The organism is Variovorax sp. efr-133-TYG-130, assembly GCF_030208835.1.
Classification (GTDB): Bacteria; Pseudomonadota; Gammaproteobacteria; order Burkholderiales; family Burkholderiaceae_C; genus Variovorax.
This window is the reverse complement of record NZ_JARVTD010000004.1, coordinates 224,859-249,203: the sequence shown is the minus strand read 5'-3', so window position 1 is coordinate 249,203 and position 24,345 is coordinate 224,859. Positions and strand designations below refer to the sequence as shown.

At 68.5% G+C, this 24,345-nt stretch carries 22 protein-coding genes; 9 read left to right on the top strand and 13 right to left on the bottom strand.

The genetic code is table 11. The annotated features are described in order from the left end of the window. Positions 1–7: 7 nt before the first annotated feature. Together QRN67_RS07600 and QRN67_RS07595 are read right to left on the bottom strand one after the other, a co-directional pair. Positions 8–3,169: an efflux RND transporter permease subunit gene (locus tag QRN67_RS07600; RefSeq protein ID WP_285411304.1), complete on the bottom strand. Its 3,162-nt coding sequence runs from the start codon at positions 3,167–3,169 to the stop codon at positions 8–10. Positions 3,170–3,184: 15 nt separating this feature from the next. Continuing rightward, positions 3,185–4,393, bottom strand: a complete 1,209-nt coding sequence (locus QRN67_RS07595; protein WP_285411303.1) for an efflux RND transporter periplasmic adaptor subunit — start codon at positions 4,391–4,393, stop codon at positions 3,185–3,187. 144 nt (positions 4,394–4,537) lie between these two features. Here QRN67_RS07595 and QRN67_RS07590 point away from each other — a divergent pair, with 144 nt between their 5' ends. Beyond that, complete coding sequence (locus QRN67_RS07590) at positions 4,538–5,161, top strand: TetR/AcrR family transcriptional regulator (protein WP_285411302.1); 624 nt, start codon at positions 4,538–4,540, stop codon at positions 5,159–5,161. 249 nt (positions 5,162–5,410) lie between these two features. Next, positions 5,411–7,405, top strand: a complete 1,995-nt coding sequence (locus QRN67_RS07585) for an acid phosphatase (RefSeq protein WP_285411301.1) — start codon at positions 5,411–5,413, stop codon at positions 7,403–7,405. Positions 7,406–7,417: 12 nt separating this feature from the next. On the opposite strand, the gene QRN67_RS07580 is transcribed toward QRN67_RS07585, so the two are convergent. From QRN67_RS07580 to QRN67_RS07540, 9 genes are read right to left on the bottom strand one after another with little or no spacing between them, the layout of a single operon-like run. Then, positions 7,418–8,359, bottom strand: a complete 942-nt coding sequence (locus tag QRN67_RS07580) for an SMP-30/gluconolactonase/LRE family protein (protein ID WP_285411300.1) — start codon at positions 8,357–8,359, stop codon at positions 7,418–7,420. A 30-nt stretch (positions 8,360–8,389) separates the two neighbouring features. After that, positions 8,390–9,277, bottom strand: coding sequence for an amidohydrolase family protein (locus tag QRN67_RS07575; RefSeq protein WP_285411299.1), 888 nt, complete (start codon positions 9,275–9,277; stop codon positions 8,390–8,392). Between the two features lie 7 nt (positions 9,278–9,284). Beyond that, complete coding sequence (locus QRN67_RS07570; protein ID WP_285411298.1) at positions 9,285–10,241, bottom strand: tripartite tricarboxylate transporter substrate binding protein; 957 nt, start codon at positions 10,239–10,241, stop codon at positions 9,285–9,287. Between the two features lie 46 nt (positions 10,242–10,287). After that, positions 10,288–11,268, bottom strand: coding sequence for a Bug family tripartite tricarboxylate transporter substrate binding protein (locus QRN67_RS07565; protein WP_285411297.1), 981 nt, complete (start codon positions 11,266–11,268; stop codon positions 10,288–10,290). Between the two features lie 37 nt (positions 11,269–11,305). After that, positions 11,306–12,247: an NAD(P)-dependent oxidoreductase gene (locus QRN67_RS07560; protein ID WP_285411296.1), complete on the bottom strand. Its 942-nt coding sequence runs from the start codon at positions 12,245–12,247 to the stop codon at positions 11,306–11,308. Next, entirely contained in the window at positions 12,244–12,933 is a 690-nt protein-coding gene (locus QRN67_RS07555; RefSeq protein WP_285411295.1) for an RraA family protein, read from the bottom strand. Before QRN67_RS07555 ends, QRN67_RS07560 begins: the two co-directional genes overlap by 4 nt. A gap of 40 nt (positions 12,934–12,973) precedes the next feature. Then, positions 12,974–13,960, bottom strand: coding sequence for a Bug family tripartite tricarboxylate transporter substrate binding protein (locus QRN67_RS07550; protein WP_285411294.1), 987 nt, complete (start codon positions 13,958–13,960; stop codon positions 12,974–12,976). Further along, positions 13,957–14,877 carry an amidohydrolase family protein gene (locus tag QRN67_RS07545; RefSeq protein ID WP_285411293.1) on the bottom strand — a complete coding sequence of 307 codons (921 nt, stop codon included), beginning with the start codon at positions 14,875–14,877 and terminating at the stop codon, positions 13,957–13,959. The genes QRN67_RS07550 and QRN67_RS07545 overlap by 4 nt, the downstream gene beginning before the upstream one ends. A 6-nt stretch (positions 14,878–14,883) precedes the next feature. Continuing rightward, complete coding sequence (locus tag QRN67_RS07540; protein WP_081267807.1) at positions 14,884–15,870, bottom strand: Bug family tripartite tricarboxylate transporter substrate binding protein; 987 nt, start codon at positions 15,868–15,870, stop codon at positions 14,884–14,886. 131 nt (positions 15,871–16,001) lie between these two features. Between QRN67_RS07540 and QRN67_RS07535 the strand changes: the two genes are divergently transcribed. Beyond that, positions 16,002–16,808, top strand: a complete 807-nt coding sequence (locus tag QRN67_RS07535) for an IclR family transcriptional regulator (RefSeq protein ID WP_199852008.1) — start codon at positions 16,002–16,004, stop codon at positions 16,806–16,808. A 15-nt stretch (positions 16,809–16,823) separates the two neighbouring features. Here QRN67_RS07535 and QRN67_RS07530 read toward each other — a convergent pair whose 3' ends face one another. Continuing rightward, positions 16,824–18,350, bottom strand: a complete 1,527-nt coding sequence (locus tag QRN67_RS07530; RefSeq protein WP_285411415.1) for a GGDEF domain-containing protein — start codon at positions 18,348–18,350, stop codon at positions 16,824–16,826. A gap of 174 nt (positions 18,351–18,524) precedes the next feature. Continuing rightward, positions 18,525–19,103 carry an NADPH-dependent FMN reductase gene (locus QRN67_RS07525; RefSeq protein WP_285411292.1) on the bottom strand — a complete coding sequence of 193 codons (579 nt, stop codon included), beginning with the start codon at positions 19,101–19,103 and terminating at the stop codon, positions 18,525–18,527. 36 nt (positions 19,104–19,139) lie between these two features. Between QRN67_RS07525 and QRN67_RS07520 the strand changes: the two genes are divergently transcribed. From QRN67_RS07520 to QRN67_RS07495, 6 genes are all read left to right on the top strand, one after another. Continuing rightward, a complete protein-coding gene (locus QRN67_RS07520) occupies positions 19,140–19,862 on the top strand; it encodes a GntR family transcriptional regulator (protein ID WP_285411291.1) in 723 nt (240 codons plus the stop codon). A 310-nt stretch (positions 19,863–20,172) separates the two neighbouring features. After that, positions 20,173–21,033 (top strand): fumarylacetoacetate hydrolase family protein, encoded by an 861-nt coding sequence (locus QRN67_RS07515; protein ID WP_081267805.1) that lies wholly within the window; start codon positions 20,173–20,175, stop codon positions 21,031–21,033. Between the two features lie 91 nt (positions 21,034–21,124). Continuing rightward, complete coding sequence (locus QRN67_RS07510; protein ID WP_081267674.1) at positions 21,125–22,096, top strand: tripartite tricarboxylate transporter substrate binding protein; 972 nt, start codon at positions 21,125–21,127, stop codon at positions 22,094–22,096. Positions 22,097–22,117: 21 nt separating this feature from the next. Continuing rightward, positions 22,118–22,696: an amino acid synthesis family protein gene (locus QRN67_RS07505; RefSeq protein ID WP_081267673.1), complete on the top strand. Its 579-nt coding sequence runs from the start codon at positions 22,118–22,120 to the stop codon at positions 22,694–22,696. 2 nt (positions 22,697–22,698) lie between these two features. Continuing rightward, positions 22,699–23,703 carry a zinc-dependent alcohol dehydrogenase family protein gene (locus QRN67_RS07500; protein ID WP_285411290.1) on the top strand — a complete coding sequence of 335 codons (1,005 nt, stop codon included), beginning with the start codon at positions 22,699–22,701 and terminating at the stop codon, positions 23,701–23,703. Positions 23,704–23,741: 38 nt separating this feature from the next. Next, entirely contained in the window at positions 23,742–24,341 is a 600-nt protein-coding gene (locus QRN67_RS07495; RefSeq protein WP_285411289.1) for a VOC family protein, read from the top strand. Positions 24,342–24,345 lie beyond the last annotated feature (4 nt).

Sequence of the window (24,345 nt, the reverse complement as noted above, 5' to 3'; positions counted from 1 at the left end):
GGATGCCTCAGGATGCGGCCGCGGCCGGTTGTGCGTGGGGGGCGACGGGAGCAGCGGGAGTGGCCGAACCGCCCTTGAAGAGACCGCGCACCAGCACGAAGAAAAGCGGCACGAAGAAGATCGCGAGCAGCGTGCCTGACAGCATGCCGCCGATCACCGCCGTGCCCAGCGCGTGCTGTGCGCCGGCCCCGGCGCCGCTGCCCAGCACCAGCGGCAGCACGCCGAGAATGAAGGCCAGCGAAGTCATCAGGATGGGCCGCAGGCGCAGGCGTGCCGCCTCCAGCGCCGACTCGACCAGTCCCTTGCCCTGCGCATGCAGGTCTTTCGCGAACTCGACGATCAGGATGGCGTTCTTCGAAGCGAGCCCGATCGTGGTGAGCAGGCCCACCTGGAAGTACACGTCGTTCATCTTCCAGGTCAGGATCGCTCCGACCAGTGCGCCCAGCACACCGAGCGGCACCACCAGGATCACCGAGAACGGGATGGACCAGCTCTCGTAGAGCGCGGCAAGGCAAAGGAACACGATCAGGATCGACAGCCCGTACAGCAGGCCGGTCTGGCCGCTCGATGCCTTCTCCTGGCGCGACAGGCCGGTCCATTCGTAGCCGATGCCCGCCGGCAGCTGCGCAACCGCCGCTTCCACGATGGCGAGCGCCTCGCCGCTCGATGCGCTCCCCGGCATCGCCATGCCCAAAATTTCGACCGAGGGCACCCCGTTGTAGCGCTCCAGTCGCGGCGAACCCGAGCTCCAGCCGGCCTTGGCGAAGGAGGTGAAGGGCACCATCGTTCCGGCGCTGTTGCGCACGTACCAGCGGTCGATGTCCTCGGGCAGCATGCGGTAGCGGGCATCGGCCTGCAGCATCACCTTCTTCACGCGTCCCTTGTCGATGAAGTCGTTGACGTAGCTGCTGCCCCAGGCGGCCGAGAAGGTGTCGTTGATGTCCGACATCGAAAGGCCCTGGGCCTGCGCCTTGTGCGGATCGATTTCGAGCCTGAATTCGGGTGTGTCCTCCAGGCCGTTGGGGCGCACGGCCACCAGGCGCTTGTCCTTGGACAGCGTGCCGAGCAGCTGGTTGCGCGCCTGCATCAGGGCCGCGTGCCCGAGGTTGGCGCGGTCCTGCAGCATCAGGTCGAAGCCGGTCGCGTTGCCGAGCTCGGCAACGGCCGGCGGCGCGAAGGCAAACACCTTGGCGTCGCGGATCGTGTTGAAGAAGGCACCGGCCTTGGCCGCCACGCCGGTCACGCTCAGGGCCTCGCCCTTGCGTTCGTCCCACGGCCTGAGCTTGATGAAGGCGAAGCCGGTGTTCTGCCCGCTGCCCGCGAAGCTGAAGCCGGCCACCGTGAAGATGCCCGAGACGGCATCTTTCTGGTCGACCAGGAAGTGATGCTCCACCTGGCGGATCACTTCTTCCGTGCGCGCGTTGGTCGCGCCCGGCGGCAGTTGCACCAGAGCGAACATCGTGCCCTGGTCCTCGTCGGGCAGGAAGCCCACCGGCAGCTTCATGAAGCCGACCACCACCACCGCCAGCAGCACCGCGTACACCGCCACGTAGCGCCAGCCCTTGGCCACCATGTGCCGCACGATGCCCTGGTAGCGCCCGTTGCCGCGGTCGAAGCTGCGGTTGAACCAGCCGAAGAATCCGGTGGTCGCCATCGCGTGGCCCTTGTGCACCGGCTTGAGCAGCGTCGCGCACAGCGCCGGCGTGAGCACCATCGCCACCAGCACCGACAGCGTCATCGCCGAGACGATGGTGATCGAGAACTGCCGGTAAATCACGCCCGTGGAGCCGCCGAAGAAGGCCATCGGCACGAACACCGCCGCCAGCACCAGGGCCACGCCCACCAGCGCGCCGGTGATCTGGCCCATGGACTTGCGCGTGGCCTCCTTGGGCGACAGGCCCTCTTCGGTCATCACGCGCTCGACGTTCTCGACCACCACGATCGCATCGTCCACCAGCAGGCCGATGGCCAGCACCATCGCGAACATCGTCAACGTGTTGATGGTGAAGCCGAAGGCCGCGAGCACGCCGAAGGTGCCCAGCAGCACCACCGGAACCGCGATGGTCGGGATCAGCGTGGCGCGGAAGTTCTGCAGGAACAGGTACATCACCAGAAACACCAGCACCACGGCCTCGACCAGCGTCTTGATGACCTCCTCGATGGAGATCCGCACGAAGGGCGTGGTGTCGTAGGGCTTCTGCACCTTCATGCCTTGCGGAAAGAACTTCTCGAGCTCCGCCACCCGCGCGTCGATGGCCTTGACCGTATCGAGTGCATTGGCGCCCGCGGCCAGCTTGATGGCCAGGCCGGCGGCCGGCTTGCCGTTGTAGCGGCCAACCGTGTTGTACGACTCGCTGCCGAGCTCGATGCGGGCGACGTCGCGCAGGCGCACCTGGGCGCCGTTGGTCTGCGTGCGCAGCAGGATGTCCTCGAACTCCTGCGCGGTCTTCAGGCGCGTCTGCGAGGTGATGGTCGCGTTGATCTGCTGGTTGGCGGCCGCCGGCATGCCGCCGAGCTGGCCGGCCGACACCTGCGCGTTCTGTGCCTGGATCGCGGTCTTCACGTCCAGCGGCGTGAGGCTGAAGTTGGCGAGCTTGTTCGGGTCGAGCCAGATGCGCATGGCGTACTGCGAGCCGAAGAGCGTGGTGTCGCCGACGCCCTCCACGCGGCTGAGTGCTTCCTGCACATTCGCGGCCACGTAGTCCGACAGGTCGGAGCCGTTCATGCTGCCGTCTTCGGAGGTGAAGGCCAGCACGTTCAGGAAGTTGGTGGCCGACTTGGTGACGGTCACGCCCTGCTGTTGCACCTCCTGCGGCAGCAACGGCGTGGCCAGCGAGAGCTTGTTCTGCACCTGCACCTGCGCGGTGTCGGGGTCGGTGCCGTTCTCGAAGGTGAGGGTGATGGTGACCGAGCCTGACGATTCGCTGGTCGAGGCCATGTAGCTGAGCCGGTCCAGCCCCTTCATCTTCTGTTCGATGACCTGGGTGACGGTGTCCTCCAGCGTCTTGGCGGAAGCGCCGGGGTAGTTGGCGGTGATGGCGACGGCGGGCGGCGCGATGCTCGGGTACTGCGCGATCGGCAGCGTGGCGATTGCCATTGCGCCGCTCAGCATCACGATGATGGCGAGCACCCACGCGAAGATGGGGCGGTCGATGAAAAAACGTGCCATGACGGTCTTTCGCGATCAGTTGGCCGCGCCGGCAGGCTCGGACGGAGCTGCCTTGGCGGTCTCGGTGCCTGGCCCGGACTTGGGGTTCCATTGCACCGTCTTCACCTCGACGCCTGGCGCCGCGCGCTGCTGGCCGTCCACCACCAGCTGGTCGCCGGCCTTCAGGCCGCTGCGCACCAGCCACTGGTCGCCGATGGCGCGCTCGGTCTCGAGTGCGCGCCGCTGCAGCTTGTGCTGGGCGTCCACCACATAGGCCACGGGCTTGCCGGCACCGTCGCGCGACACCGCCTGCTGCGGCACCATGAGCGCCTGATCCTTCACGCCTTCCTGCAGCACCGCGCGCACGTACATGCCGGGCAGCAGATCCGCGTCGGGGTTGGGGAACACCGCGCGCAGCGTGATCGCGCCGGTGTTCTGGTCCACGGTGACGTCGGAGAACTCGAGCTTGCCCTCGAGCGGGTAGGTGCTGCCGTCTTCCAGCAGCAGCCGCACTTTCGCAGCATTGGCGCCGCTCTTCTGCAGGTCGCCGCGCGCCATCGCCTGCTTGAGCTGGAGCATCGCGGCGCTGGGCTGGGTCACGTCGACGTAGATCGGGTTGAGCTGCTGGATGGTCGCCAGCGCGGTCGACTGGCTGGCCGTGACCAATGCGCCCGGCGTGACCGACGACTTGCCGATGCGCCCCGAGATCGGCGCGTCGATGCGTGCGTAGGCGAGGTTAATGCGGCTCGTTTCGACGTTGGCCTTGGCCGAGGCGACGTCGGCCTCGCCTTGCTGCAGCGAAGCGGCGGCGTCGTCGTAGTCCTGCTGGCTCACGGCCTTGATGGCCACCAACTCCTTGTAGCGCTCGGCCTTGAGCCGCGTGGTCACCAGGCTGGCCTGCGCCTTGGCGAGCGCGGCGAGGTTGCTGTCGTAGGTCGCCTTGTAGGTGGCGGGATCGATCTGGTAGAGCGCCTCGCCGGCCTTCACGTCGCTGCCCTCGCGGAACTGGCGGGTCTTGACGATGCCGCCGACCTGCGGGCGCACGTCGGCGATGAGAAAGGGCACGGTGCGCCCTGGCAGCTCGGTCGTGATGGCCACGCGCTGCGGCTGCACCGTGACCACGCCGACTTCAGGGGTGCCGGCCGCCGGAGGCGGGCCGCCCGGCGGCTTGCCGCAGGCCACGAGCATGCAGGTGGACATGACGGCCGTGAGGAATGTCAGGCCGTAGGTCAGAGGGGGGCGCATCGCGATTCTCCTGGGAAAAACGACGGGACGTTGTTTTGTCTCGCCGACTCATAAATAGACAGTGCTGTACTGAAATGTATTTTGACTTCAGGAGGGTGTCAATTAAAATAGTCAGACGTGTACAAAAATAAGGAGGCACACGGTATGCGGGTCAAGACAGAAGCCAAGCGCGACGCCATCGTCCAGGTGGCATCGGAAGTTTTCAGGGAGCTGGGGTTCGAGGGCGCCTCGATGGTGGAGATCGCTGCCCGCGTAGGGGGCTCCAGAGCGACCCTGTACGGCTACTTCAGCTCGAAGGAAGAACTGTTCGTTGCGGTGATCCACGCCTCCGCAAGCAAGCACTTCGATCCGATCTTCACGGCGCTGGCGCAGGAGGGCGAGGACGACCTCGCCCAGGTGCTGCAGCGTTTCGGCGAGAAGATCCTGGCCGTGGTGTGCTCGCAAGAGGTCATCCAGGCGCAGAGGGCGGTGATCGCCGAATCCGGCCGCAGCGACATAGGCCGGCTCTTCTATGAAGGCGGGCCCAGGAAGGGCGTGACCGCAATGGCGGACTTCCTGGCCCGGCAGATGCAAAAGGGCCGGCTGCGAACGGCCGACCCTGTCGTGGCGGCACACCACCTGATGAGCCTTCTGGATTCGGAGACCGTCAAGCCGAGCCTGATCGGCATCCAGGGACCGCTGACACGCAAGGAGCTTCGCGAGGCGACGCGGCGCGCCGTGCAGGTGTTTCTTGGCGGATACGCCGCGGAGGGCCGGCCTGCCGAGTGAGGACGGCAGGCAGGCACGCCTCCTGGCAATCGCTTTTTTCAATTCAACTGCCAATTGATGGCAGGAATCGACCCTGACCGGCGCCTGACCCGATGGCCGTCCGGATCAAGGGGCTGTCGCAGCTTCATCACAGCCGTGCGATATGGGCCTGCCGTTCACGGCAATGACTTCTTGCCCCCCTAGATTGCGCGTGGCCGCAGAGGGCCGACATGCCGAGCCCCGCGCCTTCTTACCTCCATTCACTTCCTCATGCCGCATCTCTTTCCCTACGCCCGCCCCTTCGCCATCACCCTCGTCGCGGCCCTGTGCCTCTCGGCCTGCGGCGGCGGCAGCAACGACGGTGTCTCGTTTCCCATCTCGGGCACGCCGGCCACCACGAATCCGGCCGCCGTCGTGGTGGCCGGGCCTCCGAAGGACCTGGGCTTCACGGACACCGCGCCCGTGCCCGACACCGCCGCGATTCCGCCCTTCGTCGACAACGTCGCGACCAACCAGCGTGGCGATGCGCGCTACGCGACCAAGGAAACCAATGCCGGCGTGCGCGTGGTGGCCGGCTTCCTCGACTTCTGGCAGCCCAGCACGCTGCTGGTCGACGCGGGCGTGTCGGCGCCGGCGCAGGGGAGCTTTCCGGCGGTCGTTCAGTCGACGTGGAGCGGCATTCCGGGCGACGCCTCCGACGGCAAGATCCTCAACAGCGGGGTGCTGAACAGCAACATCCAGTACGTCGTCGACGCCACCAATGCACGCACCAGCGCGCAGGAGCTGGCCGCCTACCTGGACGACCGCCGCGGCAAGGGCTACAGCATCAGCGACGGCATGGGCCCGCTCACCAGCGCCTGGCGCGCGGCCACGCAGCAGGTCACCACCATCACCGGCATCGCACCGGATGCCACCACGGTGCTCTACAACGACGGCGGCAACGACGTGGGCGTGGGCGGTGCCTCGAACCCGGCCTTCGGCACCGTGGTCGACCTGCTCAAGAACATCGGCGAGAACGGTTCCACCGAGCCCGCCAAGCGCTTCTACAAGTACGCACGTCCCTGGCGCTGGAGCAGCAGCGTGAAGGTGGTGCCCGCGCTGGAGCCCGCCAAGAGCGGCACGCCCGCCACCGACGGCGGCTTCGTGAGCGGCCACACGGCCGAGGCGGTGCGCGATGCCATCGCCTCCGCCTACGTCGTGCCGCAGCGCTTCCAGGAAATGGTGGCGCGCGGCCTCGAGCTCGGCGAGAACCGCATCCTGGCCGGCATGCATTCGCCGCTGGACGTGGTCGGCGGACGACTGCACGGCCAGGCCGTGGCGGCCGCGAGCCTGGCCACCGGCGCCAACGCCGCGCGCAAGAGCGCGGCCTATGCCCAGGCACAGAGCGTGCTGATGACCGCGGTGGGCGCCAGCGATGCCGCCGCCTTCAACAGCTTCGCCCATTCGCAGGGCGCCGCGGCCGACCGCTTTGCCGACCATGCCGCGAGCAAGGCCGACTACCTGCGCCGCCTGACCTTCGGCTTCAAGCCGGTGGCAGATACGACCAAGCCCGCCGTGGTGCCCAAGGGCGCCGAAGTGCTGCTCGAAACGCGCCTGCCGTACCTCGATGCCACGCAGCGCCGCGTGGTGCTCAAGACCACGGCCGTGGCCTCCGGCTACCCGGTGATGGACGACCCCGAAGGCTGGGGCCGCCTCAACCTGTTCGACGCGGCCGACGGCTACGGCGTCTTCAACGGCGACGTGGTCGTGACCATGGACGCCAGCCGCGGCGGCTTCAATGCGCTGGACAGCTGGCGCAACAACATCTCCGGCGCCGGCAAGCTCACCAAGAAGGGCAGCGGCACGCTCGCGCTCGGCGGCAGCAACAGCTACACGGGCGGCACGCAGCTGATGGAAGGCTCGCTGCAGGCGGACGCGGCAGCCGCCTTCGGCAAGGGCAACGTCTACGTCGGTGGCGGCACGCTCGTCTGCAACGCCGCTTCGACGGTCACGATGGCGGGCGCCTACACGCAGCTGGCGGGCACGACGCTGCAGCTGAACCTGGGCGGCAACGGCGCGGGCCGACTGAGCGTGGCGGGTGTGGCCGCTCTCGACGGAACGCTGAACCTGAGCTTCAAGCCTGGCTTTGCGCCCAGCGCGGGCGACACGCTCACCGTCATCAGCAGCGGTACCCTGACCGGCCGCTTCTCGGCCATCAACGCACCGGGCTTCAAGGTCACGCCGACCTACACGGGCACGCAGCTCGTCGTGCGCTTCGACGCATGACCACCCGTTGATCTAGCCGACAGACTGCCCCTTCTTCAAGCGGGAAGGGTGCAGCTCGACGCCGGGGGTGTCGAGGGAATGCGTCAGCACATTCCCATGCGTGGAGTCGGTCACGAACAGCGTGGACCGGTTCGGACCGCCGAAAGCGATGTTGGTGGTCGAGGCACCGGCAGGACCGCGCAGCACCATGACGGGCTCCGCGCGCGTGTTGAGCACCCAGACGTAGCCCAGCCCGGGGTTCGCAACCAGCACCCGGCCCTGCGTGTCGACCGCGAGCCCGTCGGGGCCGCTGGGCCCGTACGAGGTGAAGAACTGGCTCACCTTGGCCACGCTCCCGTCGGCCAGCAGCGGCACGCGCCAGACGCAGTTGCCCCGCGTCACCGCCAGGTAGAGCACCTTGCCGTCCGGCGAAAGGGCCACGCCGTTGGGGCTGGGCACGTTCGACAGGAGCAGGTCGAGCTGGCCGTTCGGGCGCAGCCGGTAGAGCCGGCCCGATGGATCGTGCAGCCCGCTTTGCCCCTGGTCCGTGAAGTAGATGTTGCCCTGGGCGTCGAGCACGAGGTCGTTCACGCCCTTGAAGCTCTCGGTGTTGCGCCGCTGCAGGTGCGGCGTGATCTGCCCGGTCTGCACGTCCACGCGCATCAGGCCGTTCTTGTAGTCGGTGACGAGCAGGGTGTGGTCGTCGATGAACCTCATGCCGTTGGGTTCGCCGTCGTACTCGGCCACCTGCGTCCATGCGCCGGCCGGGTCGATCCGGAAGATCCGGCCGAAGGGAATGTCGCAGACGTAGAGGTTGCCGGCGTCGTCGAACACCGGCCCTTCAAGGAACGAGTCGGTCGGCTGCCCGCCGCGGTTGGCGTCGGCCCAGACACTGCGCTGCGTCCGGCGCAGTGACGCGGGCATGGTCGTGAAGGTCTGCAGTTCCAGCACCTGGGGCGCTTGCAGAAAGTACATATCGGTCTCCTGGGAAGGCGGTGCTGCGGCTCAGGCGGCCGCAAAGCCGTAGAGCTTCGCCGGGTTGTCCACCAGGATGCGGTCGCGCACCGCGGTACTGTCGCACCAGGCCGCGAGAACGTCGGCCAGGTCGGCATCGTTGACGGTGTCCGGCGCCTCGGTGGTGTGGGGCCAGTCGCTGCCCCACACAAGGCGCTCCGGCGCGGCGGTGACCAGCGCGCGGCCGAGCTCGAATGCGTCGCCGTAGGCGGGCGCCCCGTCGCGCGAGCGCATGTACACGCCCGACAGCTTCATCCATGTGTTGCCGCCGTCCAGCAGCCGGCGCGCGACCGCATAGGCCTCGCCCTTGACGCCTTCCGCCGGATCGATGCGGGCCATGTGGTCGATGACCAGCGGCACCGGGAGCGCGGCGAGCACCGGGGCCAGCGCCACCAGCTGCTCCGGCTGAACGAAGACCTGAACGTGCCAGCCCAGGCGGGCCACCTTGCGGGCCAGCGTGGTCAGCATCTCCGGCGTGGTCGTTCCCCAGGACTGCGGAGTGACGAAGTTCACGCGCAGGCCGCACACGCGCTGCGCCGCGAGCGCATCGAGCTCGCTGTCGGCCACCTGCTGGCCGACGACGGCCACGCCGCGCGCACGCTCGCCCAGTTGCGCGAGTGCGTCGAGCGTGCAGGCGTTTTCCGTGCCGTACGTCGAGGGATTGACCACCACCGTGCGCGAGGTCCCCAGCCGCTGCTGCAACCGGCGATAGGCCGCCACATCGGCGTGTGGCGGCTGGCGCGTCCAGTGCGGCGACGGCGCGAAACGCGGATCGAAGATGTGCATGTGGCTGTCGCAGGCATCCTGGGGCAGGGCGTGCGCGGGCCGGTCGATGCCGACGGAATGGGGAACCGGTCGAGAGTCCGGCACGTTGTTCATGGCGTCTTCAGTCGAGCTTGATGTTGCCCTTGCGGATCACGTCCGCCCATTTCGCATCTTCCTTCTTCAGGAAGTCGGCGAACTCGGCCGGCGTGGAGCCGACCGGCTGCACGCCGACGTCCACGAAGCGGCGCTTCACATCGTCTTCCTTCAGCACTTCGACGACCGTCTTGTGGAGCTTGTCGGCAATGGAGGCGGGCGTGCCGGCGGGCAGCAGCAGGCCGTTCCATTCGTAGGCCTCGTAGCCGGGGACCACCGTCTCTCCCAGGGTCGGCACCTCCGGCAGTCGCGCCGAGCGCTGCGGCGACGACACCGCCAGCGCGCGCAGCTTGCCCGACGACACCAGCGGGTACGAGGCGGCGATGGTGCTGAACATGAAGTCGACCTGGCCGCCCATCACGTCGACGATGGCGGGGCCGCCGCTCTTGTAGCCGACGTGGACCATGTCCAGGCCCAGCCGCTGGCGCAGCAGCTCCGCCGCCAGCCGCTGCACGGTGCCGCTGCCGCCCGATGCGTAGTTCATCTTGCCCGGCTCGGCCTTGGCCTTGTCCACGAGATCCTTGATGCTCTTGAGCGGCGACTCCGCGCGCACGATCACGATGTTCGGCGCCAGTGCCACGAGCGCCAGGGGCTGCAGCGCATTGCTCGCATATGGCATGCGGGGGAACAGGTGCGGGTTGATCGAGTACGGCGTGGCGTCGTACAGCACGGTGTAGCCGTCGGGCGCGGCCTTGGCGGCAAAGGCCGCGCCAATGGTGCCGCTGGCGCCGGGCCGGTTGTCGACGATCACGCTGGTGCCGAGCTTCTGGCCGACGCGCACCGCGAGCACACGGGCCAGCGCATCGGCCGAGCCGCCGGGCGCATACGGCACGACGAGGGTGATGGGGCGCTCGGGATAGGCGGCGTGGGCGAGCGCGGCGGCGCACAGGCACAGGGCGAACATGCCCCGGACGAGAAATTTCATGTTGTCTCCAATATGGCGTGGCGGCTGCGGGCAGGGCGCAGCGTTTTCATTCGGTCTTGAGGTCGAGCGAGCGGGCCAGTTCGCCGTACAGCTTGACCTCGCGCGCCAGTTGCGCGCCGAAGGCATCGCCGCAGGTGTTCTGCGCCTCCATGCCGAGCGAGCGCAATTTCTCCCGCGTGGCCGGCGACTGTGCGAACTCGGTGGCGACACGGCGCAGGACGGCCAGCACCTCCGGCGGCGTCTTCGCGGGCGCCAGCAGGCCGTACCAGGCATCGGCCGTGTAGCCCTTGACGCCCACTTCCTCGAAGATCGGCACGTTCGGCAGCAGCGCCGAGCGCTTGGGCGACGCCACGGCCAGGGCCCTCAGCTTGCCGGACTGCACCTGCGTGAGCACAGAACCCAGCGTGGCGAAGGAGCTGTCGACCTGCCCGCCCATGAGGTCGGTGGTCGCCTGCGCCGCACCCTTGTACGGGATGTGATTCATCGACGTGCCCGTGAGCTGCGTGAAGTGCGCGCTCGCGAAATGCCCGGAGCTGCCGGAGCCCGGCGTGGCATACGTGCGCTTGCCGGGTTCCGCCTTCACCGCCTGCAGGAACGCCCCGAAGGAGGTGACCGGCATCGACGGGCCGACCACCAGCACCGTGGGACTCACGGCGAGCGAACACACCGGCGCGAACGAGCGCACGGCATCGAACTTGACCCGCTGGCTGTAGAGCGCGGGAATCATCGTGTGGTTGGTCGCACCCAGCAGCAGCGTGTAGCCGTCCGCCGGAGCCGCCGCGACGGCCTCGGCCGCCAGGATCGTGTTCGCGCCGGGCTTGTTGTCCACGATGAACGGCTGGCCCAGCGCACGCGAAGCGTGGTCGGCGAAGGCACGCGCCACCACATCGGTCGGGCCGCCCGCGGAAAAGCCCACGAGCACGCGCACCGGCTTGGCGGGCCATGCCTGTGCGTGCACCTGTGCAGCCAGCACCGTCAGCAGCCCCAAGGCAGCCGCAACGCCGCGGATGCTTCTATTCCTCTTCATTTCTGTCTCCTTTTTTTCGAGCGGCGGCGGCCATGCTTCAGGTGGTCGCAGCCTGGCGCGAAAGCACCTGCAGCAGGTTCCTTGCCGCACCGACGCCCATATTCACGTAAGCATCGCTGGTCACGCCGCCGATGTGGGGGCTGAGCACGATGTTTTTTTCGCCCTGGAACGGATGGCCGGGCGTCATCGGCTCGACCGCGAAGCTGTCCAGCCCCGCCATGGCGACCTGGCCCGAACGCACGGCCGCCAGCAACGCGTCTTCGTCGATCAGCCCGCCACGGGCCGTGTTGACGATGATCACGCCGCGCTTGCATTGCGCCAGTGTGCGGGCATTGAGCAGCCCGCGGTTGTCGTCGGTCAGCGGGCAGTGCAACGACACGGCGTCGGACTCGGCCCAGAGGGTTGCCAGGTCGGCGGGTTGCACATAGGCCGGAAGGTTCTTGGCGTAGGGGTCGTAGCCCAGCACCCGCATGCCCAGCGCGTCGGCCATGCGCGCGAAGCGAAGGCCGATGGCGCCCAGGCCGATGAGGCCGATGGTGCGCCCGCCGAGCTCCAGGCTCTTGTGCGTCGCCTTGTCCCAGTGGCCGGCATGCATGCGCGCGTCGAGCGCCACCACCGATTTGGCGCAGGCCAGCAGCAGGGCGAGCGCCTGTTCGGCCACCGCGGCCGCATTGGCGCCCACGGCCGCCACCACCTCGATGCCGCGCTGGTGCGCCGCGGTCTTGTCGATCGTGTCGGTTCCGCTGCCGTGCTTGGAAATTACCTTCAGCGAAGGCGCCGCGTCCATCACGGCGGCGCCCACCTTGCCGTAGCGCACGATGATGGCCACGGGATCATGCGCGCGGCAAAGGGCGACCAGGTCGTCCTCGGTCGGCGCCTTGCCGGCGTAGACGATCTCATGGCCTTCGAGCAGCGCGATTGCCTGCGGCGCCAGGTCGGCACCGGTCACGAGGATGGAGCTTGCGTTGGTCGCGGTCACAGCGTCTCGCCTTCCTTCAGCACGCCGGCCGCGCGCAGCGCGGAATCCAGCCACTTGGCCGCGGTGTCGCCTTCCTTGATGGCGGCGATGCGCGCGGCCTCGTCGCGGACCTTCTTGGCAGCCAGCGGCAGCAGCGATTCGATCTTCTCGCGCTCGACCACGACCACGCCGTCGCCGTCGCCGATCACGAAGTCGCCGGGACGCACCGTCACGCCGCCGATGGACACCGGGTGCCCGATGCGCCCGCCGATGTTCTTCGTCGGACCGTTCGGGTTGGTGCCCACGCTGAAGACGGGGAAGTCCATCTCGTCGATCTCGAGGCTGTCGCGGCAGGCCCCGTCCATCACCACGCCAGCGATGCCGAGCTTCTTGCAGGCCGTCATCATGATCGTGCCCATCAGCGCCGAGGTCAGGTCGCCCTTGCCGTCGATCACGAGCACGTCGCCGGGCTTCGCCATGGCGATGGCTGCATGGATCATGAGGTTGTCGCCGGGGCGCACTTCCACCGTGAGCGCGGTGCCGGCCAGCTTCATGCGCGGGCGCAGGGCCTTGATGCGCCCGTCGAGCGCGCCGCGGCGGCCGGCCACGTCGGCGAGGATGGCCGGCTGGAACTCTGCGGCCTGCGCCACGATGTTCGCGGGCACGCGCTCGAAGTTGCGAATGATGTCGGGAAAGGTCGAGGACATGGGAGTGCTTTCAGGGAAATGAAGAGGAATGGAATGAAGTTCAGTCGGGCTTGACGCCGGCGTCCTTGATGACCTTGGCCCACTTGGACAGGTCGGCTTTCTGGGTGTCGGCGAGCTGCTGCGGCGTGCTTCCCACCAGCGTGACGCCGAGCTTGTCGGCCATCGCGACGACCTCGGGGTCCTTCAGCTGGCGCACGATTTCGTCGTGCAGGCGCTGGACCACCGGCGCGGGTGTGCCGGCCGGCGCGTAGACGGCCTGCCACTGCTCCACCACGAAGTCCTTGAAGCCGGCCTGCCCCATGGTCGGTACATCGGGCAGGGCCTTCAGGCGTGCCGCCGAAGTGACGGCCAGCGCCTTGAGGTGACCGCTCTGGATGTGCGGCAGCGCGGCCGCCACCGGCGCGAACATGAAGGTGGCATGGCCTGCCAGGACGTCCTGGATGGCCGGCGTGTCGCCCTTGTACGGAACGTGCGTCAGCTTCGCGCCCGTCTGCAGCCGCAGCAGTTCGCCCTGCATCTGCAGCACCGTGCCGTTGCCGCCGGAGGCGAAGGAGATCTCGTCGGGGCGCGCCTTCGCCTGCGCGACAAGGTCCGCGACCGTCCGGAACGGCTGGTTCGCACCGACGATGAGCACATGCGGGATGGTCCCGATGAGCGACACCGGCGCGAAGGCCTTGACCGGGTCGTACTGCATCTTCGGCAGCAGGTTGGGCACGATCGCCTGCGGGCCGATCGATGTGCCCAGCAGCGTGTAGCCATCGGGTGCCGCACGGGCGACGAAGGCGGAGCCGATCGTGCCCGTGGCGCCTGCCTTGTTGTCCACGATCACCGTGGCGCCCAGGGAGGTACCCAGGCGCAGCGCGATGGCACGCCCGAGGATGTCGGTGGTGCCGCCCGGCGGGTACGGCACCACCCAGGTGATGGGCTTGCCGGTGGGCCACTGGCCTTGAGCGAGAACGGGCAACGACACGGCGGCAAGCGCGGCCAGGCCCAGCGCGCCGAACCGGCGCCGATGAATGCGGATCATGGAGTCTCCAGAGTTGTGGTGGGGCGGTCGAAGCCGTAGAGCGCGACCGGGTTGTCGACGAGCACGCGGTGCAGCGCTGGACGTGTGCCGGTCCAGCCGGCGAGCAGCGCCATCAGCTGTGCGTCGTCCGGCATCGCCTGGTGGCCAGCGCTGGCGGATGCGTGCGGCCAGTCGCTGCCCCAGAGCACGCGATCCGGCGCGGCTTCCAGGAAGCCGCGTGCCAGTGCGGCCACGTCTTCGTACCCCGGCGCGCCCCGCTCGCTGACGATGTAGGCGCCGGACAGCTTGACCCAGGCGCGGCGCTCTTCGAGCAAGCGAAGGATCAGCGCATGCGACGCGTGCCTGCCGGCCATGGCGGGCGCGAGCCGGCCGAAATGGTCGAACACGACCGGCACCGGCAAGTCGCCCAGCACGCCTGCGAGGTCACTCCACGCGTGCGCGGGTGCAAGCAGCTGCAGGTGCCAGCCCAGTGGCGCGACACGGCGCGCGAGCGGTTCGATCTGCGAGGCCGAATTCACGACACCCAGCGACAGATTCAGGCGGATGCCCCGCACCCCGCGGGCGTGCAGCGCCTCCAGTTCGGAATCGCTGACCCGTTCGTCGACCACGGCCACGCCGCGCGCCTGCGTTCCAAAGGCGGCAAGTGCGTCGCACAGCGGCCCGTTGTCGGTGCCGTAGGTCGAAGGCGTCACGAACACGACCCGCTGCGTTCCCGTGCGCCGCTGCAGCCGGCGGTAGTCCGCCGCGCTGGCGTCCGGCGGCCGCAGCGTGGCAGCGGGCGCCGCGGGATAGCGCGCGTCGTACAGATGCACGTGGCAGTCGCAGGCACCGGGCGGAACGTCGACGGGCGTGCGGCCGCGCCCCGCGGAGAACGGAGCGATGAGCGCATTCGCGCACGAAGCATCGATCGCGGCCATGCGGAGTCAATCCATCTTGGCGCCGGACGACTTGACGATCGCGCTCCAGCGCACGCCGTCGGTGCGGATCAGCGAGGCGAACTTCTCGGGCGTGCCGGTCATCACTTCCGCGCCTTGCGCGACCAGCTTCTTCTTCACCTCGTCCGTCGCCAGGGCCTTGTTGAATGCGGCGTTCAGCTTGGCGATGGCGTCCTTCGGCATGGCGGCAGGGCCGGCGACGCCGAACCACGTCACGGCCTCGAAGTCCTTGTAGCCCGACTCGGCAACGGTGGGCACGTCGGGCAGGTCGCTGTTGCGCTGCAGCGAGGTCACCGCCAGTGCGCGCAGCTGGCCGCTCTTGATCTGGGCGATCAGTGTCGGCACCGACGAGACGTACATCTGGATCTGGCCGCCGACGAGGTCCGTCAGGCCCTGCGAGGCGCCCTTGTACGGGACGTGCGTGAACTGCACGCCGGCGGCCTTCTGGAACTGCTCCGTGGCCAGGTGGGCCACGGTGCCGTTGCCCGAGCTCGCATAGTTGAGCGAAGTGGGCTTGGCCTTGGCGGCGGCAACCACGTCCGCGAGCTTCTTGTAGGGCGATGCGGCGGACACCACCACGACCAGGGGCGCCGACGCGACAAGCCCCACCGCCGCCAGGTCCTTCACCGGGTCGTACGGCAGCTTCGCGTACAGCGACGGGTTGATCGCGAGGTTGCTGGTCTGGCCCAGCACCAGCGTGTAGCCGTCCGGGCTGGCCTTGACCGCGGCATCGACGCCGATGTTGCCGCCGGAGCCCGGCTTGTTGTCGATGACGATGGTCCAGCCTTCGGATGTCGCGACCTTGTTGGCGACTTCGCGGGCAATGATGTCCGTGCCGCCGCCGGGCGGGAAGGGCACGATCAGGCGGATCGGACGCGAGGGATAGGCCTGCGCCAGGGCCATGCCGCAGGTGAGCAGGAGGGCGGCGCCGAGCGCTGCACGGCGGGAAATTGAGCTGTGGCTCGAGTTACGCATGTAGGTGTCTCCGAATCGTTCGATGAGTGCCTGGCAGACGGGCTCCAGGGCATGCAGCGATTTTGGTTTTGCGTTTCGCGCCATACAATGGTGGTTCATGAGGCGGACCATGAACCATCCAGTGAAACAAAATGACTGTTGAGGAAAGTGCCGGGACGACAAGGCGCAGGCGACCGACCGAAGTCGTCGAGGTCCCGCGCGAAGCCGATCTCGAAACGACAGGCGGCGTGACCGCGGTCACCCGCGCCCTGCAACTGCTCGACACCTTCGGCATGCAGGACGAACGGCTTTCGCTGGCCGAGCTGACACGGCGCACCGGCATGCACAAGACCACCATCCTGCGGCTGCTTCGCACGCTGGCGCTGGCCGGCTATGTGGTGCAGCGCGACGACGGCGAATGGCGGCTCGGGCCTGCCGCGGGCTGGCTCGGTGCCCGCTACCAGGCCAGCTTCGACGCCAACAACGTGGTGGAGCCGATGCTCCTTGCGCTATCGCAGGCCACGGGCGAGAGCGCGGCCTTCTATGTGCGCGAAGGCAATTCGCGCACCTGCCTCGCGCGCGTGGAAGGACCGCAGCCGATCCGCCATCACGCGCGCATGGGCGCGATGCTTCCGCTGGAGCTGGGGTCGCCGGGGCGGGTGATCCTCGCGTTTTCCGGGGAGCAGGGAAAGCTGTACGAGGACATCCGCAAGAAGGGCTATCACTTTTCCATCGGCGAGCGCGAGAAGAACGTGGCGACGGTGTCGGCGCCGGTCTTCGGCCTGCGCTGGGCCTTGCTCGGGTCGGTATGCATTTCCGGGCCGGCGGACCGCTTGCCGAAAGCCAAGCTCATCGGCCACGCGAAGACGATCATGAAAGCGGCGAACGAGTTGTCCTATGCGTTGGCCGGCCGCCCCACCGCGCAGACACCGGCCGTCGTCTCGACCTGGCATCCGTAGGCCGCGCCTCCTCCATCACGTTGTGCGAGTCGGGGATGTCGCCTCGACCGACGTCCAGACGATGCAGTTCTTGCCGCTTCGCTTGGCCTGGTAGAGCGCGGTGTCCGCTGCTTTCGTCAATGCATCGAGCGACGCGGCGTTCGATCGCCGTGCCGTGGCACAGCCGACGCTCACGGTGAGTGGTGCCAGGTCCTGCGCGCCATCGTTGGGGCGGGAGCCTTCGGCTTCGGCGCGTATGGCCTCGGCGACCCGCATGGCCCCTGTTTCGTCCGTGTCGGGCAGAACGGCCATGAACTCCTCTCCGCCATACCGTGCCGCAACATCGCCGCGTCGCCGCACGTGCCTTGCGATGCAGTTGGCGAGATGCTGGAGCGCGACGTCGCCATGGGCATGCCCATGCGCGTCGTTGTAGCGTTTGAAATTGTCCGCATCCACGAAGAGCACGGACAGGCAACCGTCGCCGCGCTGCAGGCGGTCCCATTCGCTCTCCAGCGCCAGGTCGAGCGCGCGCCGGTTCTTCAGGCCCGTGAGGGAATCGGTCTGGGTCAGCTCCCTCAGGTGCTGCTCCGCGATCACCCGGCCTCGCAGCGCAAACGCGAGCAGCCACACACCGGCGCAGAAGGCACTGCTGACCAGCAGCGACGAAAGGCCGACGATCCACGACAGCCGTTTCCAGGACGCCAGGGCATCGTCCAAGGCCGGGGCAATCACCGCAATGAACGGCGTTCCGGGCACGCGCTGGAAGGTGTACAGGCGAATCGTTCCATCGATGACCGAGGACGCCGCATAGAAGCCGGACTCCCGATTCACCATGCGCGGAAACGTCGGCGACCCTTTCAGGTCGTGGGTGAGCGCCTTGCCCGGAGCGGGGTTTCTTGCAACCAGGGTGCCATCCGTGCGAACGATCGCCGCCACGCCGCGCGGGCCGATTTCCAGGTCGTCCAGCAAGTGCTTGAAGTAATCGAGGTCGATGGCGACGAGCGCGGTGCCCCCGAAAGTCCCGTCCGGGCGGTTGATTCTTCGGCTCAGCGCGATGGCCTCAACGCCTTCGCGCGCGCGTGCCCGATAGGCCGACGAGACATAGAGGCCGAGGTTCGTGGCATCGCGATGCGCGGTGAAGTAGTCGCGGTCACTGAAATCCCAACGATGCGTGCTGGAGCAGCAACCGTCGATGAGCTGGCCCTTGTCGTCCGTGACGCCCATGCCGGTGACATAGCGGGCGGAGACGGTCGAGCCGAACAGCAATTCGTGCCGCACCTCCGGACTCAGGCTTCGCACAACGGGTTTGTCCAAGGAGGCGATCAGCATGAGCAGCGACTGATCCGCCGATTCGACGGTCCGCGAGATGTTGCTCGCCAGAACGGCTGCGACGTTCTTCGACATCCCGTGCGCATGTTCGACGGCAGTTTCCCGGTCCGCCCACAGCGTGAGGACGCTGATGGACAGCACGACCAGTGTCAGGAGCGTCCCCAGCCCACCGACGATCAAGGGGTGATGACCTGCCGACGTGGCAAGTCTCTGTGAGCAGGGACGCGGGGGCATGACGCTTTTGTTGTCGATGGCTGCCGTGCAGGACCTTGGCGGAAATGCGCGGCGATGCCTGACCAGGGAGACCGGCGCCACAGAGGGCGCCATCGCGCGTTTATATGTCGCGGACAGGTTGTTGATCAAATCTACTACCTGACCGGAAGCGCGCCCGGGCAGGAGCCGGCGTGACTATCGGCGCGCGCCGGCGAGCAGCGCGATCTCCTCGAGCAGCTCGGCCAGCGCCGCCCCGATGAAGTCCAGCGTGGCCGCGTCGACCAGCCGGCCGTCCTGGATGCGCGAGGCCACATTGGCAATGGCCACGTGCGGGCGCACCAGCGGGCGGGCCAGCGTGGCGGCCAGCGCATCGCGGATCTGCGCCTGCGCGCGCACGCCGCCTGCGGTGCCGGGCGACGCCGTCATCACCAGCGCCGGCTTGCCTTTCAGAGGCGACGCGAAGCCCGGCCGCGAGGCCCAGTCGATGGCATTCTTCAGCACGCCCGGCATGCCGTAGTTGTATTCGGGCGAGCACAGCACGAGCCCGTCGGCGCCCGCAATGGCGCTCTTCAGGCGTGCCACGGGCGCGGGCGGCGTGTCGCCGTCGAGGTCGGCGTTGTAGATGGGAATGTCGTCCAGCGGCACGATCTCCAGCGCCACATGCGGTGGCAGCAGCGGCTGCAGGCTGCGCAGCACGGCCGTGCAGTTCGAGGCCCGGCGAATGCTGCCGGAGATGGCGACGAGTCGCGTGGTGGGGTGGGTGGTGTCGTTCAAAGCGGGGGGTTCCTCTGTTTCAAGCGGCGGGAGTTTATGCATAAAATTGAAAACATGTACAAAAAAGAATCGACTGCCGAGCGCGCGCTCCCGCTCGTCGACCAGGCCTTCATCCGGCTGCGCCAGGACGTGCTCTCGGGCACCTACGGCGCCGGGGCGAAGCTCAAGCTCGACGAGCTGCAGACGGCCTACGGCTTTTCGAGCAGCCCGCTGCGCGAGGCGCTCAGCCGGCTGGCGCAGGAGGGGCTGATCCGTGCCGACGAACGACGCGGCTTCCGCGTGGCCGACATCTCGCCCGAAGACCTCGCGGACATCACCCGCATGCGCGTCATGCTCGACGTGCAGGCACTGCGCGAGTCCATCGCGAACGGCGACGACGCCTGGGAGGCGTCGGTGGTCGGTGCCTACCACCGGCTCGAGAAGATCGAAGGCCGCCTCGGCGACGGGCCCGTGGTGCTGGACGACGACTGGGCCCAGCTGCACTCGGCCTTCCACGCCGCGCTGCTGGCGGCCTGCCCTTCGGAGCGCTTGCGCACCTGGAGCGCGAGCCTGTTCGACCAGGCGGAGCGCTACCGCCGCTATTCCGCGCGCTTTCGCAAGACGGCGCGGCGCAAGTCGAACGAGCACCGCAAGATCATGGACGCCACCTTACGCCGTGACGCCAAGACGGCCTGCGCACTGCTCGAAGAACACATCCTCAGCACCGAGCGCAATGTGATGGCGGTGCTGGGCGCCGCCGAGCGCGCCGACAAGAACTAGCGCGCCGCCGCGCCAGGATCGCCCGCGTGCAGCCGCCTGCACGCGGAGAGAACGCGACGCCCCGCGCAGCGCGCGCGTTCGCCAGTGGCTTGACGCCATCCCCCAATCTGCTTCTTTCCGTTTCTCTCAGCCTCGCGTCCCGCGTTCCAGGCACGCGGCGCGAGGCCGCGCGCGCTCGCCAGACCGTCGGTAAAAACCACTATGCATCAATCTTGTTTTATGCACAAAAATACCTTCATGCATTAATCTGTGCATTCGACGGGTCGACCGCGGCCCGATGTGCAACGTACCCATCCGAAAGAAGCAACGCATGAAACTGATGTCCTACTCGCTCGCGGGCCGCGAAACCTGGGGTGCCGTCGTCGAAGGCGGCGTGGTCGATCTGGCCGCGCGTACCGGCCACGCGACGCTGGCCGACTTCATCGCCAGCGCCGACTTCGCGCGCCGCGACGCGCTGGTCGAGGGGCTCGCGGCCGACACGCCGCTGTCCGACGTGCGCTACCTGCCGGTGATTCCCAAGCCCGAGAAGATCGTGTGCGCCGTGCGCAACTACATGGACCACCACCAGGAGGTGCTGGCCGCCGGCATGCAGCGCGAGCTGTCGGAGCAGCCGCCGATCTTCCTGCGCGTCTGGCGCTCGCAGACACCGCACGAAGGTCCGATCGTTCGTCCGCGCGTGTCCGAGTCGCTCGACTGGGAAGGGGAGCTCGCGGTGATCATCGGCGAGGGCGGACGCGACATCGCCGAGGCCGACGCGTGGAAGCACGTGGCCGGCTACAGCTGCTACAACGACGGGAGCGTGCGCGAGTGGCAGTTCCACGCCAAGCAGATCGCCTCGGGCAAGAACTTCGAGTCCACCGGCGGCTTCGGTCCGTGGATGGTGACGGCCGACGAGATTGCGCCGGGGCGCGAACTCAGGCTCGAGACGCGCCTCAACGGCGAGGTCGTTCAGTCCAGCCACACGGGCCACATGATCTTCTCGATTCCGCGGCTCATCGCCTATGCGTCGACCATCTTCACGCTGGTGCCCGGCGACGTCGTCATCACAGGCACGCCGGCCGGCGTGGGCTGGAGCAAGAAGCCGCCGCGCTTCATGAAGCCGGGCGACGTGGTCGAAGTCGAGATCGAGGCCGTGGGCCTCCTGCGCAACCCCGTGGTTGCGCAGGACTGACGCAACCCGCCTGCAACGGCCCCATCGCCGCGCAACGCCCCACCGCAATCGTGCGAGACGCCCGCAAAGGGCGCCGCCTCAGGAGACACACTTGAAACGAAGAACCCTTCTCGCCGCGTGCGCGGCGACGGCCGCCGCATGGCCGGCCGCCCGTGCCTTCGCGCAGGGCTACCCGGAACGTCCAGTGAAGCTCTACCAGGGCTTCGCGCCGGGCGGCAACGCCGACGCGATCGCCCGGGCCATAGGCGTCGAGATGGGCAAGACCCTCGGCCAGCCGGTCGTGGTCGAGGCCCAGGCCGGCGCGGGCGGCACCATCGCCGCGGCCACCGTGGCGCGCGCCAGGCCTGACGGCTACACGCTGCTTCTGGCCACCGGCGGCCACGCGGTGGCGGGGGCGCTGTACAACACGCTGCCCTACAAGACGGTGGCCGACTTCGAGGCGGTCTCGACCGTCACCTACTTTCCGTTCCTGATCGTGGTCAACGCCAGCTCCAAGGTGCAGAGCCTCGCGGAGATCCTCGCGTCGGCCAAGGCCGCGCCGGGCACGGTCGCCTACGGCACCGCCGGCATCGGCTCGACGCACCACCTGGCGGGCGAGCTGCTCACCAAGATGGCCGGCGTGTCGATGATGCACGTGCCCTACCGCGGCGACGCGGCCGCGGTCACCGCGCTGCTCGGCGGCGAGGTGCCGTTCATCATCGCGCCGCCGACGGCGGTGGTTCCCAACATCCAGGCAGGCAGGCTGCGCGCGGTGGCCGCCACCGGGCCGCAACGCTGGCCGGGCCTGCCCAAGGTACCGACGGTTGCGGAGCAGGGCGTGCCGGGGTATGACGTGCGTTCGTGGGCCGGCGTGCTGGCGCCCGCGGGCACGCCGCGCCCCATCGTCGACCGGCTCAACGCCGAGACCCTGCATGCGCTGCAGGCCGCGTCGGTGCGCCAGCGCCTGGAAGACATGGGCGGCGAGGCGCGCGGCAGCACGCCCGAGGAAATGAAGGCGCTGGTCGCGCGCGAACTTGAGAAGTGGACCCAGGTGGTCGCCGATGCAAAGATTCCCAGGCAATGAAATGAACGAAAGAGCAATGCCATGTCACTGATCGCGCTGCGCAAGCGAAGCCTCACCGTCGAGACCGTTTTCCATGAAGGCGGCCCGCCGCCCGACAAGCCGCTGCGTATCGCCGCCGCGTGCGCCGTCATCCGCAACCCCTATGCCGGCCGCTACGAGCCCGACCTTCTGCCCTTCATGGCGGAACTGCGCAGCCTTGGCACCGCGCTGGCCGAAGAGCTGGTGGCCACGCTGGGCAAGGAGAACGTCGAGGCCTACAGCAAGGCGGCGATCGTCGGCGTCAACGGGGAACTCGAGCACGGCGCTGTCTGGCACGAGGCCGGCGGCTGGGCCATGCGCCAGGTGCTGGGCGAGCCCAAGGCCATCGTGCCCGCGGCCAAGGCGGTAGCCGCCACCGGCTACCGGCTGATGGTGCCGCTGCACTACATCCACGCAGCCTACGTGCGCAGCCACTTCAACACGGTCGAGGTCGGCATCCAGGACGCTCCCCGGCCCGACGAGATCCTCTTCGCGCTGGTGATGGCCGACGGCGGGCGCATCCATTCGCGCCTGGGCGGCCTCGCCAAGGAGCAGGTCAGCGTGAACGACGGGCAGCGCTGAGCATGGCGACGCAAACCATGCGCGCCGTGCAGTTGTCCGAGACGGGCGGCCCCGAAGTCCTGCAGCTGGTGGACCTGCCGCTGCCCGAGCCCGGCCCGGGGCAGGTGCGCGTTCGGGCGGCCGCCATCGGCGCGGGCGGGCCCGACGTGCTCATCCGCAACGGCACCTACAAGTGGATGCCGCCGCTGCCGGCCATTCCGGGCAACGAGATGGCGGGCACGGTCGACGCGGTCGGCGCCGGCGTCACGCGGCTGTCGGTGGGCCAGCGCGTGCTCGTGAGCGCGCGCGAACTCGCGCAGCGCGGCGGCTGCTACGCCGAATGCATCTGCGTGAGCGAGGCTGCGCCCTTCGTGCTGCCGCCGGCGCTGGGCTTCGACGACGCCGTGAGCCTGGGCAACTTCCAGCTGGCCATCGCCTTGCTGGCGAGCAACGGCAACCTGCCCGCGCAGACCGTGCTGCTGCCGGGCGCGGCGGGCGGCGTGGCCACCGCGGTGGCGCAGGTGGCCCGCGCGCGCGGGCTGCGCGTGATCGGCACCGCCTCGTCCGACGAGAAGCGCGCCTTCGCGCTGGACAACGGCGCCAGCGAGGTCATCGACGGCGACCCTGCCACGCTGCCCGAACGCGTGATGGCGCTCACCGGCGGGCGCGGCGCCGACCTGGCCTTCGACCACGTGGGCGGCGCGCTCTTCATCGCCTGCCTGCGCTCCCTCGCGCCTTTCGGCATGGCGGTCTCCTACAACATCCTCGCGGGCCCGCCCGCGGGCGACGTGTTCGACGAACTGCGAAAGCTGCTCGGCAAGAGCCTGGCGATCCGCACCTTCTCCATCCACACCGTCGACAGGGACATCGCGCATCGGCGCGGCCTGATGGAGGAGGCCATCGCGCTGATGGCCGCGGGCCGGGTGCGCGCGCCGCGCGCCACCCGCCTGCCATTGGCCGAGGCGCGGCATGCGCACGAGTTGCTCGACCGCGGCGGCGCGCTCGGCAAGCTTGTCCTCGTTCCGTGAACCCCCAACCGACGAACCCGAAACCGGCGGAGACCGTCTTGAGCACACCCTACATTCCCAACCTGTCGCACTGCGGCATCTTCTGCCGCGACCTCGCGGTGATGAAGCGCTTCTACACCGGCGTGTTCGACATGCAGGAGACCGACCGCGGTGTCGGCGGCACCTTCCGCTACGAGCTGGTGTTCCTCAGCGGACGCGACGACCAGCACCACCAACTGGTGCTGGCGGGCGGCCGCGGCGCGGATGCGCCGAGCACCGTGATGCAGCTCTCGTTCAAGATCCACACCATCGACCACCTGCGCGAAGCGCGCCGGCGCGCGCTGTCGCTGGGCGCGACGAAGATGCGCGGCCTCAACCATGGCAACGCGCTGTCCATCTACTGCATGGACCCGGAGGACAACACGGTCGAGGTCTACCTCGACACACCGTGGTACGTCAGCCAGCCGCATGGCGATCCGTTGGACCTCGACGAGACCGACGAAGCGATCTGGGCGCAGACCGAGCGCGTGGTGCGCTCGGACCCGAGCTTCATGCCCGCACAGGAATGGGCCGCCTTGTTCGCGCAGCGAAGTGCGGCACTGCGCGCATCGAAGGCCGACGGCGAGCGTCAGCGTCAGCCGGCGCCGGTCCAGCGGTGACCGG

What these genes read in the sequence shown, in the direction of transcription:
- QRN67_RS07600 (WP_285411304.1), bottom strand. Translation starts at nt 3,169, where the DNA reads ATGGCACGTTTTTTCATCGACCGCCCCATCTTCGCGTGGGTGCTCGCC.
- QRN67_RS07595 (WP_285411303.1), bottom strand. Translation starts at nt 4,393, where the DNA reads ATGCGCCCCCCTCTGACCTACGGCCTGACATTCCTCACGGCCGTCATG.
- QRN67_RS07590 (WP_285411302.1), top strand. Translation starts at nt 4,538, where the DNA reads ATGCGGGTCAAGACAGAAGCCAAGCGCGACGCCATCGTCCAGGTGGCA.
- QRN67_RS07585 (WP_285411301.1), top strand. Translation starts at nt 5,411, where the DNA reads ATGCCGCATCTCTTTCCCTACGCCCGCCCCTTCGCCATCACCCTCGTC.
- QRN67_RS07580 (WP_285411300.1), bottom strand. Translation starts at nt 8,359, where the DNA reads ATGTACTTTCTGCAAGCGCCCCAGGTGCTGGAACTGCAGACCTTCACG.
- QRN67_RS07575 (WP_285411299.1), bottom strand. Translation starts at nt 9,277, where the DNA reads ATGAACAACGTGCCGGACTCTCGACCGGTTCCCCATTCCGTCGGCATC.
- QRN67_RS07570 (WP_285411298.1), bottom strand. Translation starts at nt 10,241, where the DNA reads ATGAAATTTCTCGTCCGGGGCATGTTCGCCCTGTGCCTGTGCGCCGCC.
- QRN67_RS07565 (WP_285411297.1), bottom strand. Translation starts at nt 11,268, where the DNA reads ATGAAGAGGAATAGAAGCATCCGCGGCGTTGCGGCTGCCTTGGGGCTG.
- QRN67_RS07555 (WP_285411295.1), bottom strand. Translation starts at nt 12,933, where the DNA reads ATGTCCTCGACCTTTCCCGACATCATTCGCAACTTCGAGCGCGTGCCC.
- QRN67_RS07550 (WP_285411294.1), bottom strand. Translation starts at nt 13,960, where the DNA reads ATGATCCGCATTCATCGGCGCCGGTTCGGCGCGCTGGGCCTGGCCGCG.
- QRN67_RS07545 (WP_285411293.1), bottom strand. Translation starts at nt 14,877, where the DNA reads ATGGCCGCGATCGATGCTTCGTGCGCGAATGCGCTCATCGCTCCGTTC.
- QRN67_RS07540 (WP_081267807.1), bottom strand. Translation starts at nt 15,870, where the DNA reads ATGCGTAACTCGAGCCACAGCTCAATTTCCCGCCGTGCAGCGCTCGGC.
- QRN67_RS07535 (WP_199852008.1), top strand. Translation starts at nt 16,002, where the DNA reads ATGACTGTTGAGGAAAGTGCCGGGACGACAAGGCGCAGGCGACCGACC.
- QRN67_RS07530 (WP_285411415.1), bottom strand. Translation starts at nt 18,350, where the DNA reads ATGCCCCCGCGTCCCTGCTCACAGAGACTTGCCACGTCGGCAGGTCAT.
- QRN67_RS07520 (WP_285411291.1), top strand. Translation starts at nt 19,140, where the DNA reads ATGCATAAAATTGAAAACATGTACAAAAAAGAATCGACTGCCGAGCGC.
- QRN67_RS07515 (WP_081267805.1), top strand. Translation starts at nt 20,173, where the DNA reads ATGAAACTGATGTCCTACTCGCTCGCGGGCCGCGAAACCTGGGGTGCC.
- QRN67_RS07505 (WP_081267673.1), top strand. Translation starts at nt 22,118, where the DNA reads ATGTCACTGATCGCGCTGCGCAAGCGAAGCCTCACCGTCGAGACCGTT.
- QRN67_RS07500 (WP_285411290.1), top strand. Translation starts at nt 22,699, where the DNA reads ATGGCGACGCAAACCATGCGCGCCGTGCAGTTGTCCGAGACGGGCGGC.